Here is a 14,672-nt window from a genome sequence, read left to right as displayed (position 1 = left end):
ACTATTAAGTTGCCACTCATGAATGTACCATCGGCAGAGCTCTTAAGATCTGCCATTATCCGATCTCTGCGTAAGCAGGGTTATAGGGTACATGATGGAATTATCCATTTGCCCAAGGACCCCACGAAAGATGATTTCCGTGCGCTGAACGAACTTGCCCTGCATAAAAAACTTGAAGTATCCGGTCCGGGTGTTCGATCTTATGAAGATCAGCTTATTCAATATATTGCTGACGGGCATCAGGTGATAACCAATGAAATACGACCCAAGCTTGTAGTCGTAAGACCTGGATCCGAAAACGAACTGCTGTTTCGTTATGCTTGTCTTCACTGGAGTATTCCGGTCTCGGCAGGATACGGGAGGAGACTTCGCTTCCTTGTGTTCGATGAAAGCAATGGAAAGCTGATGGGTTTATTCGGTTTGGGAGACCCGGTCTACTCTATGCGAGCACGCGATAATTGGATTGGATGGGACAAGGAAAACAAAGCACAACACCTGTATCACATAATGGATGCTTATGTGTTGGGTGCTGTGCCGCCATATTCATTCTTGCTGGGCGGAAAACTTATAGCACTGCTCGTTTGCAGCAACGAGGTGCGAGACGCATTTCGTGAAAAATACAACGGCAAGAAATCTTTAATCAGACAGGAAACTCGGCCGCCTTACCTTACACTGGTTACAACCACTTCGGCTCTTGGACGGTCTTCCATATACAATCGAATCCGCATCAATGGTCAACAATATTGGACCAGCCTGGGATTCACACAAGGGTCAGGAGAATTCCACTTTTCCAACGGTGTCTATGGCGACATCAGGGCATATGTTGAAAAGTATTGCGAGCCTACCGCAAAGCACATAGCTTGGGGGACCGGTTTTCGAAACAAGCGTGAAGTAATTCGCAAGTGCCTCTCTCAGATCGGTCTTTCAGCGGATCTTATTTACCACGGTATCCGCCGAGAGATATTCGCTGCCCCTTTGGGGCGTGATGCAATCCGGTTCTTGAAGGGAGAAGTTAAACGGCCATGTTTCTATAATTGGACAGCTTCAGAATTATCGGAGGCTTTCAAGAATAGATGGCTCATTGGTCGAGCAGAACGGAAGCCAGATTACCGCGAATACACGCGGGAACAGTATCGACTTTGGCCTTCAAAGAAAAAGATCAATAAAGGAGGAAACTGAGTGTATGGAGGCATTCGCGGATCTTCCTGATGCACTGGTTCGAGATCTCCTTGCCAAAGCCGCACCTGTTGCGGAAGGGGTGTCACAGAATCTGCAGGCACTCCGTGATGCTCGCGCCCGCCTCTATACAGAAGCGAGAAATCATCGCCTGATCTGCCGAAAAGCTGACCTCGATGTGCCCAGGGAACCATCAGTCGTCGGAGTGGATGGATCATATCAGGTGCATCGTTTGACAGCATTGGACTTATGTGCAGCCGCAGCTGTTGCGGTAGAGGGTACATCCAAAGAGGCTGCCAGATACTGGCCGGAGCCCTATCATGATATGTGGGTCGATGGATTACCACATTGTATTGATGCAGTCGGAGTCTTGCGGGGCACAATGGTCTCAATGGAGATGGCGCTCGCGGCCAAAGCTCCCCATGATCTCGTTCTTCTTGACGGATCATTTTCATCCCTGGTCATCTATTTAAATCAAGCGCTTACGAGGATTGCTGATTCCTCAAAGACCTTATCCGAATTTTTTTTGGACCGCTGGAAAGGCGGCGCGCTGGATCAGCTGAAGGGTTTATTAACGAGCGAAAGAACAGTTGCCATGCCTAAGTTTACATCTCGCAACGAATTTCTTCGTGAAAACATGCTGAATCCCCCCGTAATGGTCGACGGTAAAACGCTGGCCACGATGATTTTGGATCCGGGTGAATATACTCGTCCATTACCCCTGCATGATGCGACCGATCCTGCGAGCCAGCAGGTTGACCACCTACCGGAGAAATACTGTCCCACAAAAGATATGGATGAAATTAGGGAGGCATTGAATCGGTTATCGGTCATCTATTTTCGTCCTTACGGTTGGCTTCCCGCACTGAGAATGGAACTGCCATCCGCAATAACGTCGAGTAACACACGACTATCAATTGTTCTGGAAGGTATAAGTCGTCAGTTTTTCAGCCCGGCTGTAATTGAGCCGTATCCCTTATTTCTGGCCGATCGAATGGTCAAGAGTCTCGGATCCGGTGTGGCGGTAATCGAACAGACCGTTGCACAGCACGTAGCGGGATCGTCCCCTGACATTGAAAATACGCTTCTATTCTTACAGAATTATAGAACGGAAGGTGGCCGAGGAGGTGTTTGATGACAAATAATCGAAATCAGGATGTCGCAGTCGTAGGAAGCCCATCAACCAATACGGAATTAACATTAGACCTTCTTCAGGAGGCCACTGAAGAGCGTTTAGTTGGAGCGCTATCTGCTTTTCAAGCAACACAGAATGGTCAAGCAATCGTGTCTGTAGGGCAGATAGTAGGCATCGAGTTGAAAAATCGATGGCATGAAGATTCCGTTTTCAGGAATCTCGTGAAACGAACGGGAGAGATTCCGCCTATAACAAATCGACAGGACACGCGAACGGCGGACCTTGTTGTAGGTGCCACGTTCAAGAGAACAGGGAACGGGTTTCAGCCAGAAGTATTGGGAATGGTCCCAGCAACAGGGACTAGAGTCTCAAGAATCGATCAAGGATTACTCGATCAGCTATTACAAGCATATAGTTCCGAGATATTTTACCTTGGCCAAGCCTATGCCAACGAGATCCTTTATCCCATGTGGTTCAAGCACTTCGGAAGCAATGATCAAGGTCCCGGTGGTGCTGGCGAGGCTTATCATATCGGAGTCTTCGGTAAGACAGGGTCTGGCAAATCGGGTTTAGCAAAGATGATGCTCTGTGCTTACTCCCGGCACACTAATCTTGGTATCCTTGTCATTGATCCTCAAGGTGAATTCACGCTGGAACTTTCAGGCACACGTGTTGGCAATCAAGGATTGGCTCTGGACCAGATTGTGCGGCAGCAAGGGCGATCAATTAACATTTACAGAATCGCTGATATTCAATTAGATGAATGGAACACCTTCGAAGAAATGCTGGTGTCTCTCGGTTTCTGTGAAGAGCTGACCATTACGCACAACAACAATGCGGTGCGTGCAGCGGAAGTGGTTCGAAATGCCCTGGAACGTGCGACGCAGGGAGGGAGACAACAATTTCAACTTGCCAACCTCGGGACTCGCGATGCGCTTTCTACAGCACTGAATGCCGTTTTAGACCAACAAAGCCTGCCATACATTTTCCCAAGCAAAGACCCGCGTGTGCGCTTGCAAAACCGAGTGCAGGATATTCTTTCAAATCGATTTGATGAAGTTCTAAATAGCAAGTGGATTCCGCTCTGTAGTCTTTTTGCTGCAGGACCAGGAAGGCGGAGGTTGTATGGAATCGTATCCGACTTAATGGGAACTGCAAATGAAACGGGGCCACGTCCGATTGTTGTTATTGACCTGTCCGCGCGAGGCAATCAAAATCGTTTCTGGACGGAAGAACTGGAGCGTCGTCTATTAAGTAAGTTGCTGAATGTTATGATCGCTCAATCGACATCCAGCTTATCGACGAGGCAAAGTGCAAATGTTCTGGTTTTTCTCGATGAGGCGCACAGGCATGCCCCCAGCGGTCGATTAGAACAGGACACAGAGGCCGAGCGGCTCCGTGTGTTACTGCGCCGTGCAGTAAGGGAGACTCGGAAATACGGTTTGGGATGGTTCTTCATCAGTCAAACGCTCGGAGGTCTTGACCCAGAGATTCTGCAACAACTTCGAATACTGGCTTTCGGGTTTGGGCTTGCTATGGGCACAGAGTTTGACCGCCTAAGAGATTTCGTGGGGGGAGACAAGCGTTCGTTAGAGTTATACCAATCATTCCGTGATCCACAAAGTTTCCCAGCCCGAAACCTTCAGGAGTTTCCATTTATGGCAGTGGGGCCAATATCGCCGCTGGCCTTTTCAGGAAAGCCTGTTTTCTTCAGCATGTTCACCGATATGAATCGGTTCCTGCAGGGAAACAACATTATTCAAGGCTCCGAATAATTACTCTTTAGTTCTTCATCAACTCATGCGCCCCGCTATCCCCCCGCTATGCATTCCAAGATAGCACAACCGGCCCGCATCTGCTTCAATGCACGGCTGATAATCAATTAAAGCAACAAGATATGAATAACCGACGCGAACTTCGATCCTTCTGGTGATCAGAAAAGGCTTCGCCTAAAGGTCATCAAGAAGCATTCCTGAGCGGGGACCCCCGCGTCATCATCCCTTAGAAAGACATCTTTCCAGTTCTTTTTTTCCCCTCATTCCATAAAACCTCAATAATCATCCATAGCTGATCATCATCCTGCACCCCCGTTGCCCCCCCGTTGTTTTCACGCGCGCTTTCCTCGGTTAGAGATTTCCCATGCGCCGGATCACCATCGATCCGTCATCCGCATGCACTGCCGGGATCTCGAAGCATCTCCGGGAAAGGAGCCGAAGTGAGGGCACGGAACATCAAGCCTGGATTTTTCAAGAATGAGGAACTCGCGGCCAAAGATCCGCTGGCGCGGATCCTCTTCCAGGGGCTCTGGTGCATGGCGGACCGGGAGGGGCGCCTCGAAGACAGGCCCGCGAGGATCAAGGCAGAGATCCTTCCCTACGATGCCTGTGACGCGGAATCCCTCCTTGCATCACTGGCGTTGGGAGCGGACCCGTTCATCCTCCGATACGAATCGGAAGGACGCCGCTTCATCCAGATCGTCCACTTCGGCAGGCATCAGAACCCCCACCTGAAAGAACCCAAGAGCACCATACCGGCACCGGGCAGGCACGATGCCGACACCATGCCGGAACCGGAAAAGCACCAGGCAAGCACGGTGCAAGCACCAGAAGAGAACCATCCCGGCACAGTGCAAGCACCATGCGGGCACGGTGCAAGCCCTGCTGATATCCTGATTCCTGATTCTCTGATTCCGGATTCCTTAAACAGCTTATCTGAAGATAAGCAGCCTCCGGCTCCCCCTTCATGCGGTCCGCCGGAGACGGACCCGCCTAAAAGAAGATCTTCGCCAAGGGGAAACCACTTTCTGGCCCACATCGCGGACGAAAAACTCAGGAACGAGATCAGCGAGTTCGGGGGCGCGATCAATCCCAGGAAGTTCAACGCCTACCGGTGGTGCCAGGCCAAGTTCAGCGAGAAGAAGTTCAACCCCGCGGCCATCCTCCACACCCTCCAGAGGATCGCGAAGGAGCAGGACACCAAGAAGGATCTCTGGCCGTACGCGAACAAGATCTACGAGGTGGAGTACGGCAAATTCAACGAACGCGACCATATCGAAAGAAACCGGGAATACAAAAGGGATTTGTCGCAGGGGGAACTCGTCAGGATCGGCGCCGTTTTCAGCCGGCTTGCGAAGCCGCCCTGACCGTATTGGTGCGTGAGTCAGGGGACCTGAGAGAAGACACTTTGAACTGGAGGACACAATGGCATTAGCTGCGGCAACCGCGTCCCGGGAAGGGAATTACGAGACACATCGAAACGAGGCCGTCCGGTGGGTCGAGCGGAACATGAGGAAGATAAGAGGAAGAGCGGTGAAATTTCAGCGCTACTCGCCCTACGACCTGGAAGATTTCACACAGCAGGCCTATGCGGCGGCGCTCGCAGCCGTGGACGTCTCCATGAACCAGGGCATTCCTTTCGAGGCCTGCTTCTGGGTCCTCTTCACGGCCGACAGCAGGACAATGGCCTCCAATCCCGTCACCCGCAACCGCTACGAGGAATTCAGGGAAAACTACACGGAGCGGGGATACGCGCCCACTCCCATGCAGGATCATTTCCAAGACTTCACGGAGGAAACCGGCATGGGGAAGGAGGATCTGGAGACGGTCGAAGCTCTCGTCGACATGGCTCTCCAGGTAATGACCACGAAGCAGAGAAAGGTCTGGCGCTATCTCCTGAGCGATACGTACTACACGACGACAGACATCGCAGAGATCCTCTCAGTGAAACGGCAGGTGGTTGAGGAAATCCGGGATACCGGCCTCAAACGGGTCAGGAAATATTTCGAGGCGGGCGCATGACCTTCGAAGATGCCTCCAGGAAATACGAGCTTCCACTCAAGGTGTTTCACCGCCTCCGGGAACTGGGCCTGGTCAAGGGCGATCCCCTGGCAGACGGGGATATCCATGCCGTCGAGATCGTGCGCGCGGTTTACGGGGACCGGGTCCTCTTGAGGGCGCAGCTCGCGAAATTCGACCGGGCCACGAGGGAGGACCTCGTCCGCACGGCTGAGTTGGCCAAGTGGGAACGGTACGTCATCAACCGTTACAGGAACCACGTCACCCGGGATTGCGGGAAGCTTTATGTGAAGCAGGTTGCCGACGAGATCAAGCGCTACTACGGGGTCGAGAAGACCTCCGAGGTGATTACGAGGATCTACCGCCTGAGGAAAAGGGCATACAACGAACTGCGAAGGAGGGCCAAATGATCAAAGAACTGCGTCGATACAAGAGAAGCGCGACTATCGCCCTTGGGATCACGGGGATCGCCGTGATGGCGGCTTACAGCCTCTGCTCGGAATCCTGTACGTATCTGCGGGGATCCATGCTCGGCCTGGATCTCAAGCACCTGGGCATGCTTTACATGGGGTCGGTCCTGACCGCCGGCGATTTCGGGAAGAACGCCGTTTGCGCGATCCTGCTGTCCCTGGGCTTGGGTGGGGAGGTCTTCCTGCTCGGCTTCCAGGTCATGAACGGCGTTTACTGCCCCTATTGCCTCACCTTCGCTGCCGTGGTCATCGTTCTCTTCGCAATGCATCTTGAGAGGATCAGGCCGTCGACGGCGATTCTCTTCGCCGCAATCGGGTTTTCAGTTTTTCTCTCCCTCTTTTCCGGGTCGGCGACGCCGGCCTACGCCGAGGAGACCCAGATACCCTCCTTCGGGAACGGCCCAGTCAAGGTGAGGATCTACACCGACTATTTCTGTCCTCCCTGCCACTCGATGGAGCCGGAACTGGAGCCGATCATCGTCGATCTGGTCAGGCGGCGGATCGCTGCAGTCACCTTCGTGGATACGCCCGTCCACAGGGAAACGATCCTCTATGCGAAATGTTTCCTGGGAATGGTGACTGGAAGAAGCGATATCTCACAGATCCTTTGGGCGAGATCCGCCCTCTTCAAGGCGGCGGAGGAAAATATCCGGAGCCTGCCGGACCTGGAAGCCTTCCTGGGCGAAAGGGGCCTGAAGTACCGGTACGTCGATTCCTCGCAGGCCTTTGAAACCTTCGGCAAACATCTCAGGGATGACCGTATCGATTCCACACCTTCCTGCGTCGTCGAGGGGCCGGGCGGCAGGAAGAAATTCACCGGCGCACGGGAGATCCTGAGGGCGCTGACCCGCCTGGGGGAAGGCACATGAAAATGAACAACGTGTCCATAGTCTGGAGCGCGCTCCGGAAGCTCTCCGGGTGGTCGAGTATTTACCATTCGATGGCACACCGGGTTCGCCCCGGCAAGTGTCTCAATCGCACGAACATAATAAACATTATTATGCTGACTCAGGCGAAGGCCCGTACCGGATCATTTTCGGGGTTTTCCGGCGTGGAGAATATTCGACCGAAAAACCCCGCCGGAAGGGAAAAATGGTCGAATACTCGACCATGCACGTCAGCCTTTAATTAAGGAAGGAGGTCCATTCATGAACCAAACGCCGATAATGCCCCGTTCACATCTTCAATCGTTCGTTTTGCCCGGCAGGCGCGCGAATCGGATTCTCAGGGAAGGTCTGGAGGTCACGATCGGTCACCATGCCGAGGCCGTGATCCTGCGGGAGTTCATCCGCTGGACCGGCCGCCTCTGGGACTTCGACCAGTTCATGCACGAGGAAAGTGCGCGCGGGAAACAGGAGTTCCAGGACGATCCGCCCGAAAGCGGCTGGGTGGAAAAAACGGCGGACGATATCCTCAGCGAGTCGATTCCGTCCTTGAGCAGGCATGCAATCAGGAAACATCTCAAGTCGCTTGTCCGGAAGGAATTTCTCTACGAGCGGGAAGACCCGGTGTATCCGTGGGAACACGCGCTCCAGTACCGGGTGAATCTCGTCAAGCTCCGAAAGGCCCTGGCCAGGCGGGGATATCACCTGGATGAACGCGATTTCGGTTGAGTGATGAAACGACGGAACTGTCGGCAAAAACTTAAGAAGAACATCAAGGAGGTGTGCAAATGAATCTGGGACTGGATGTCGGGTACGGGGACGTGAAAGCCGTTTATCAGCGTGAGGGAATTCTGGAGATGCTCAAGTTCCCGACGGCGATCGCTTACGCGGAGCGGGAAGTCGGAGATCTGTCGGCCTTTGCAGGGGGCGAGGAATATGAATACCGGGGCAGGAAATACTTCGTCGGCAGGGAAGCCCTGGTTGGCGCCTTTTCGACGCGGAGCTTCGAGTTCATGAAGAGGTATTCGCCCCTTTTCGTCTTCAAGGCGGTGAAGAAAATCCATCGGAGGACCGGTGAACTCGTCACGGACGTCGCCATGGGACTCCCCCTTTCCCATTACACGGAAGCGAACCTGAAGGAACTCGTTCCCCTCCTGCAACGGATCGAGGTGGGCCGCGAGGTATTGGAATTGAACGCGCGGTTCTATCCCCAGGGTCTCGGGGTTCTCGCGGACTACCGGCTGTCCCAGGCGGGAGACGTCAACGCGCGGACGGACCGTGACATGATCATTCTCGATATCGGATTCAACACCGTGGACGTTATCGTGGTCGAGCGAGGGAGGATCGTCAAGGGCGAATCCGACACTCTGGAGAGGCATGGGGTGTCGAAGATCTCCCTGGACCTCGCCAGGGAAATCAAGGTCCGGATGCAACTTGATCTTTCCGAACAGGAATCGAAGGATGTACTTCGCCAAGGCAGGATCCGGGTGTACGGGGCGGAGCGGGATCTCGCTGAGTTGGTCAGAGAATCGGCGGAGAAATACATGGACTGGCTGATCCAGGAAGTGCACTCGAAATGGATGGCGAGGATACAGCGCGCGGAGAAGGTTATCATCGCCGGGGGAGGCGCCTACTATCTCCAGGAGCACATCCCGGAGGAGTACCTGCCGCTCGTTCACGTGCCCGATCACCCCGAGTATGCCAACGCGAGGGGTTTTCTGAAGGCGCTGGACGTGGAATCAGGGAAATGACCACGAAGCGTGAAATAACCCTGAGGATCACCCTGACGGACGATGAATTGATTCGGAAGATCCGCTCGATTTTCCAGCCGGACCGCGGGCGGGTCATACAGAGAGCCCTCAAGGTTTATTTCGACACGGTCGGCGGCAGGGAAGTTTATGAGATGCTCTCGAAGGAAGCGCCGGGCGCGGTGCCGGGAAAAAGAGATGATGCGCCGCTCCGTCGAGGCGTCCCGGACAAGCTGAAAGATGTCCTGGGTGATTTCTAATTTGGATTATGAACGGTGATCAGTCCAAAGAATCTTAAGACCATGAGCAACAGAAAAGAGGAATAAATGCGGTCGATGGGGTCGCTGGATAAGGAGGTTTGAAGATGAGGCGCACCATTTTAAGAATGCCGGCTGTGAAGTCTGAATCAGGGCTTTCCCGGTCAACTCTCTATTTACGCATTTCACAAGGCCTGTGGACTCGGCCGGTGTCACTTGGCTCACGGGCGGTCGGATGGCCTTCAGACGAAGTGGAGGCACTGAACGCGGCGCGTATTGCAGGCAGAACCGATGAAGAAGTACGATCTCTGGTGCAAGAACTGGAAGCTGCCCGTAAGAGTGCAAGGTAAGAGGGATGTCTGAAGTCAGACACATAAATTTGTCCTGACTCATACTCAACTTGACGTACACTGTCAAATTAAGTCTCGGTCAGATTATTGATTATACCTTCAAATCCTTAACCCGGCCTAGCTACGACTCGTGTTCCCGAGGAATAGTGTAATGTGGATTTTGGCAAAGTTGGGCGGTTTAGTAGTTTCATGCCGTAACGTGCAGGTAAGATCAATATTATGAATAATCTGTCCTCTTTACATTTCCGTTTCGGTCTATACACATTAATTGGATTATCGGCATGCCTTGGGCATTGGTTTCAATCTCAAGAAAAGTGATGGGAATATCCCGGTCGCTGTAACATGAACCTGCGTTGTACACATCCACACCTAGATTACTCTTCTCCTTTCCTTGATGGTGGGTATGCCCAAAAATGAACCATCGTGGCAGTTTTTTATACTGACAGAACTGTTCAAGGTAGCATCCCATGTTCCGGAGTTGCTTCGAGGATAGACGCTTGCCTTTCCTTGCTTCACGAGGGAAAAGGAGGATAAGCAGTGAACTGCCAACCTGATGATATAGTTTCTTGATCTTATTTCCAAATGCATCTGGGCCTACCAAAACATTCGCTAAGCCCCGAAAACCCATTGTAAAAGAGATAGTATTGGCCACAGTTTGATATTGCGCTGTTTCGATAAAAATCCGGCGGCGGGCCTTTCTGATCTCTTCGGGAGACTTGAAGTTGGAAAGATAGTCAGAGAGGTCATTGAAGCGGGTTTGTTTTGAATCCAAATAATGCCCGTGAGTCAGCACCATCTTTTCTTGACGGAAATTGATTTCGTGGTTCGGGTATTCAACGATGACTTGGTTCTGTGCACAGTAGGTTCGGAAGATTCCTGCGAAAAAGGATTCCTCTCCTATCCACTTGCCCGTCATGACAGGCGTGGGTACAGAGCCCATTTTTTTCCCGGAGGCTAGAACGTCATCACACACCAGTTTCGATGAGAGCATGTCCCATATTTTATAGTCGTGGTTACCTGGCACGTAAATCCATTTTTGTGTGAGATGTTTTAGACCCTTTTCTGGTGATTGCCGTCTCATCCGTATATCGAGTTCTTGAACGAATTGCCGGAATCCGAACAGTGGCCCGTTCAAATCTTGCCAAGCACCCCCTTCAATAGCGCGGGTAAAAGTGGACAGGTTGATGTCAATTAAGTCGCCGGTAAATACAATCTCATCCCAAGGCGCACGGGACACCATATAATCGATAAGGGGGTCGCGAAACTGAGCAACATTGATTGAACTCTCCGGTGTCCCGAAATGCATGTCACTCAGCACCATGAAGCGTCTACCTGCTTGATCCACAATTATATCTTGTGGCGTCAGAGGTCCAAGAGCAGATACCTGAATTTTCCTCTCAAGGACTCCGAATTTTTCCAAATCACCGAAATCCTTCTTCGAGAATAAAAAGCCTGAAAGTAGCTCCACGGACTGCTCTGAATCGGACCCCAGTATGAGCAGGAGGTGCTTATGTGTCGATGGCTCATCTGCATTCACTAGCGCATGCATTGCCAGGAAATCAGTCTCACTTGGAGCAGGCAGTGATGTGGGATGTGTATGCCACATTCCGATATATTGAGTGGAACCACGGGTTCGTTGCCGCTTCTCTTCATTAGCCTCTGCCACTCCATTGGTGCCGCATATGAAGTGTGCGCAAGATGATTCACTGTCAGCCGGCGGCCCGATTACTTCTGACACCCATATGACCCGGCACGCATTGTCTCTTCCGCCGAAAAGGATGCCCCCTGTTTCAGCTTTTTCTCCATAGATTAGTGCGCTCCGCCTTACCCATGTATGCATTTCCGAAAGAGCTGCTTGCGATATCCTGATCTGAAAGTTGCTTTGCGGATCTTCGATTACAATGTCCGATTGGAAATTGAACTTGTAGTACAGGGGTATACCGGGAAGTGCCGTATGCGGCTGAGCAACAAAGTGTGCAGTCGCAGAATCCTCTGTATCGGCTTCCTTTTCTATCTCGTGAAAGTCAACTGCTGCTAAATTGAGCATTATCGCAGCCAAAGCGATTGAGTCGGCGGCCGAACCAACGAAGGTTGCCTCCGAACATCCAGGTTCCGGTTGGAATACGTCGTTTCTCGGTTCCGCCGGCCAGAACTCATCCACATAGTCCCCCAAACAGCCCTTTGAGCATGCTGCTATCTTTACATTCCGAAGGACATCAACAGGTCCACCACTATGTCTCGAACCCGAGACGACAACGAGTCCTTGTTGGGCTCGATGCCCCACGACCATGGATGCAACTGGCACCCGCCGGGTACTCTTCCCCCTTCGGCTCTCCAGTTTTTCAATCACCGCCAGTGATGCTGTGGTATCAATCACGTAGTCGGCACCGTCGGTCCAATCCTCAGAGTCCAAGACAGTTGACTTTACATCCTCAAATTTTGGTTCAATGACAAGAATGTCTGGTCGAATCTGCCTTAGCCGTTTTGCTAGAACACCCACTTTGGAATAGCCTATTTCCTCATCAAGATACGGCTGTCGGCTCAATATTCCAGGAGCGATAATCCCTTTGTCCCTCAAGACAAGTTTCTTTACGCCTGCCCGCGCCAAGGTTTCCGCGATCGGGGCACCGATGGCACCGCATCCCCATACGGCAACGGTCCGTTCCCTGAAGACGTTCATCGGTGTTCCGGTATCTCTGGGAAGAATGATTTCGGGCCGGTCCTCCCGTACCGTGCACCAGGCGACATCGACAAGGTCGAGCCATTTTCCCATGAGCTTTTCCACTTCAAGGCCGATCACCCGGAATCCTTCTTCTGTGCTGTATTTGTTTGGAATGAGACGGAGTCCATTGACCATCTCTTTCTTTATTAGCCATGCGGTCAGATGCTGCTTGAGTTGATGTGATCCTCGGATTCCCCGCATCGGTGCTCCGATAATAACCAAGAGGTCGCTATCCGCAGGGTTGGCATCGGCGGCGAGTGCCATGACGAGCCGGATAATGGCCCGGGACACGCCATTCTTCTCTACCTGATCGAGAAGCATTTTCGCTTTAGCAGGATATTCCCACGACAGGGGTTCCGTAAGAAGTATCGCGGCTCCTACCGCTGCTTGGGTTACAGATTCCGAAATGTCAATCCAGTCTTCTATGTCGATTCGATAACTTGAGACATTCCTAAGTTTTGCATATCCAAACCATGCCGTCCCTTGAACTTGTGGGGTATCCTTCCGTGGAATCACCGTAATTCTTTCGGTGGGGTATGCGACCGGAGGGTGAAGCGGTGCGCCTTCCATATCCAGTTGGTTGAGGGCAGCGCGACGAAGCCACAATTCGAGACGAGAAATGAATCCAAACATACCGTCACTGGCATCCCACTCGGTGTTTCTTGATTGGTAAAGACATAGGTAGGTTTGCCATTGGACGTGGGGATTCCCTGAGAAACGTCGATGCGGCGTATAAACGCTTGGAACATCGAAAGGGAAATCCGGTGGAATGTATATGAGGAAGCGCTCTCTATCTCTGAGCTTTATCCCTCCCTCTGCGTACGGCATATCGAAACAGGTGACGCTTATTTCTGCGATTGCTGACCGGTGATCCCCTTCTGGAAACCTCACAGAAAGGACTTCGAACGCACCCTCTGACGCAGCCTCGATCTCGCGCAGTTCTTCTTGTGCGAGTTCCTGCCCCGCTGTCATCGATTTTCCCCGAATCCAACTCTATCTGAAGGTGGTGCCGCGCCTCCGCGTGCCTGCTCGATAGCTTTCGCCAGGGAGGTCAGTCCCGCTGCTTTTGCGACTTGAGACCCCCAGTATGTAAGGCCTGCGGTGGTCACTTCAAAAATGATTGGTTGAGGGTGATCCTTGCCTCCATGTTCCTGTGTGCACACAAACCCGTCTGGCGCTATTTCCTCGTACCGGTTTTTCGCTATTGCATGTGGCGGATTATCGCCGGCTTCGTTTGATTTTGGGATTGGTTCTGAACTGGCGACGATATAGCCTGGGTCACTGGCTGCCTTCTCAATCGCGTCAAGAACGCCCTGCCGAAGGGTTTCTTCCTTCTCGCCCTCATCGCACCAGTACATGACTCCCTTGGAACAGTGGTGTGGGGCAAGAAATACGTTCCAAGCCAAATTATTTTTATCAGTGGTTCGGTCGAAAATGCGCTTTACTGTGGGGTAGCAGTGATCGCCAAGAAGCATGGCAAAGCCGGTAACTTCTCCATCAGACAGGGCTATCCGAAAAGCAAGACTTGTGTCATTTCGCTCGCCTTCGCTGTCGTCCTTAAATGGCGCATGGACGAAAGCATTGAAGCAATCTGAATAATCCTCCCCATTTAGTTCAGTGATGGAGTTTCCCGGAACGGTCAGCTGGTCTTGAGGGAATCCTTCGAATTCCTCTTCTTTCAGGAGATCATCATAGCCGATGATGTGGACGCGATCTCCGGAACCAACATTCCCTTTGCTAGTGATCGTTTTCTTGACACGCCTCATAGCTTCTTTCTTGAAGGCCGAGGCGTCTTCGCAAAGGTCCTTGTGATATTCTCGGAATATTCGTGGCGAAAACCAGAGTTCCCCGATTGTGACTTCTTTTATCAATTGCGAAAACCCCTGGCAGTGATCCTTATCGGGATGTGTCAACGCGAACACTGACAGGTGGGGTTTCTCGTTCAGCTCCGGAAGCTCTTGTTTGAGGATATCAATGATCGGAACATGAGGATCGTCTTCCTCTGTAGCGCATTCCATATGGCGCAGGTCGATTTGTAATATGATCCCGTCCTCTTTGTCTACAACAATGGTCGTACTATCACCGGTACCGACCGGCCAGAATATAAAACCCCGCTTTGGAAATCCTTTCATGATA

The 14,672-nt window shown here is 52.2% G+C and carries 13 protein-coding genes; 11 read left to right on the top strand and 2 right to left on the bottom strand.

From position 1 onward, the window contains the following. The first annotated feature begins 108 nt into the window (after positions 1-108). From SYN_RS07900 to SYN_RS17060, 11 genes are all read left to right on the top strand, one after another. Positions 109-1,179, top strand: coding sequence for a DUF4338 domain-containing protein (locus SYN_RS07900; protein ID WP_202943540.1), 1,071 nt, complete (start codon positions 109-111; stop codon positions 1,177-1,179). A gap of 4 nt (positions 1,180-1,183) precedes the next feature. Then, complete coding sequence (locus SYN_RS07895) at positions 1,184-2,311, top strand: DNA double-strand break repair nuclease NurA (protein WP_041584878.1); 1,128 nt, start codon at positions 1,184-1,186, stop codon at positions 2,309-2,311. Then, positions 2,311-4,086, top strand: coding sequence for an ATP-binding protein (locus SYN_RS07890; RefSeq protein ID WP_041584877.1), 1,776 nt, complete (start codon positions 2,311-2,313; stop codon positions 4,084-4,086). The genes SYN_RS07895 and SYN_RS07890 overlap by 1 nt, the downstream gene beginning before the upstream one ends. 440 nt (positions 4,087-4,526) lie before the next feature. Continuing rightward, positions 4,527-5,453 (top strand): hypothetical protein, encoded by a 927-nt coding sequence (locus SYN_RS15275; protein WP_049749943.1) that lies wholly within the window; start codon positions 4,527-4,529, stop codon positions 5,451-5,453. Positions 5,454-5,511: 58 nt separating this feature from the next. After that, the gene (locus SYN_RS07880; RefSeq protein ID WP_011417556.1) at positions 5,512-6,108 is read left to right on the top strand and encodes a hypothetical protein; all 597 of its coding nucleotides are present in this window, start codon (positions 5,512-5,514) and stop codon (positions 6,106-6,108) included. Positions 6,109-6,149: 41 nt separating this feature from the next. Beyond that, positions 6,150-6,515, top strand: a complete 366-nt coding sequence (locus SYN_RS07875) for a hypothetical protein (protein ID WP_148202522.1) — start codon at positions 6,150-6,152, stop codon at positions 6,513-6,515. Continuing rightward, positions 6,512-7,444 (top strand): thioredoxin domain-containing protein, encoded by a 933-nt coding sequence (locus tag SYN_RS07870; RefSeq protein WP_011417554.1) that lies wholly within the window; start codon positions 6,512-6,514, stop codon positions 7,442-7,444. The genes SYN_RS07875 and SYN_RS07870 overlap by 4 nt, the downstream gene beginning before the upstream one ends. Positions 7,445-7,723: 279 nt before the next feature. After that, complete coding sequence (locus SYN_RS07865) at positions 7,724-8,188, top strand: hypothetical protein (RefSeq protein WP_011417552.1); 465 nt, start codon at positions 7,724-7,726, stop codon at positions 8,186-8,188. Between the two features lie 59 nt (positions 8,189-8,247). Beyond that, positions 8,248-9,210, top strand: a complete 963-nt coding sequence (locus SYN_RS07860) for a ParM/StbA family protein (RefSeq protein WP_041584876.1) — start codon at positions 8,248-8,250, stop codon at positions 9,208-9,210. Next, a complete protein-coding gene (locus SYN_RS07855; RefSeq protein WP_011417550.1) occupies positions 9,207-9,467 on the top strand; it encodes a hypothetical protein in 261 nt (86 codons plus the stop codon). The genes SYN_RS07860 and SYN_RS07855 overlap by 4 nt, the downstream gene beginning before the upstream one ends. A gap of 104 nt (positions 9,468-9,571) precedes the next feature. Then, complete coding sequence (locus SYN_RS17060) at positions 9,572-9,814, top strand: helix-turn-helix transcriptional regulator (protein WP_011417549.1); 243 nt, start codon at positions 9,572-9,574, stop codon at positions 9,812-9,814. Positions 9,815-10,031: 217 nt separating this feature from the next. Here the strand turns inward: SYN_RS17060 and SYN_RS07845 are convergent, their stop codons facing one another. Both SYN_RS07845 and SYN_RS07840 read right to left on the bottom strand, forming a co-directional pair. Further along, complete coding sequence (locus SYN_RS07845; protein ID WP_011417548.1) at positions 10,032-13,508, bottom strand: ThiF family adenylyltransferase; 3,477 nt, start codon at positions 13,506-13,508, stop codon at positions 10,032-10,034. Further along, positions 13,505-14,668, bottom strand: coding sequence for a hypothetical protein (locus tag SYN_RS07840; RefSeq protein ID WP_011417547.1), 1,164 nt, complete (start codon positions 14,666-14,668; stop codon positions 13,505-13,507). The genes SYN_RS07845 and SYN_RS07840 overlap by 4 nt, the downstream gene beginning before the upstream one ends. Positions 14,669-14,672 lie beyond the last annotated feature (4 nt).

Source organism: Syntrophus aciditrophicus SB (genome assembly GCF_000013405.1).
Lineage (GTDB): Bacteria > Desulfobacterota > Syntrophia > Syntrophales > Syntrophaceae > Syntrophus > Syntrophus aciditrophicus.
Note: the sequence above shows the minus strand (reverse complement) of the source record. Positions and strands in the feature narration are given on the sequence as shown.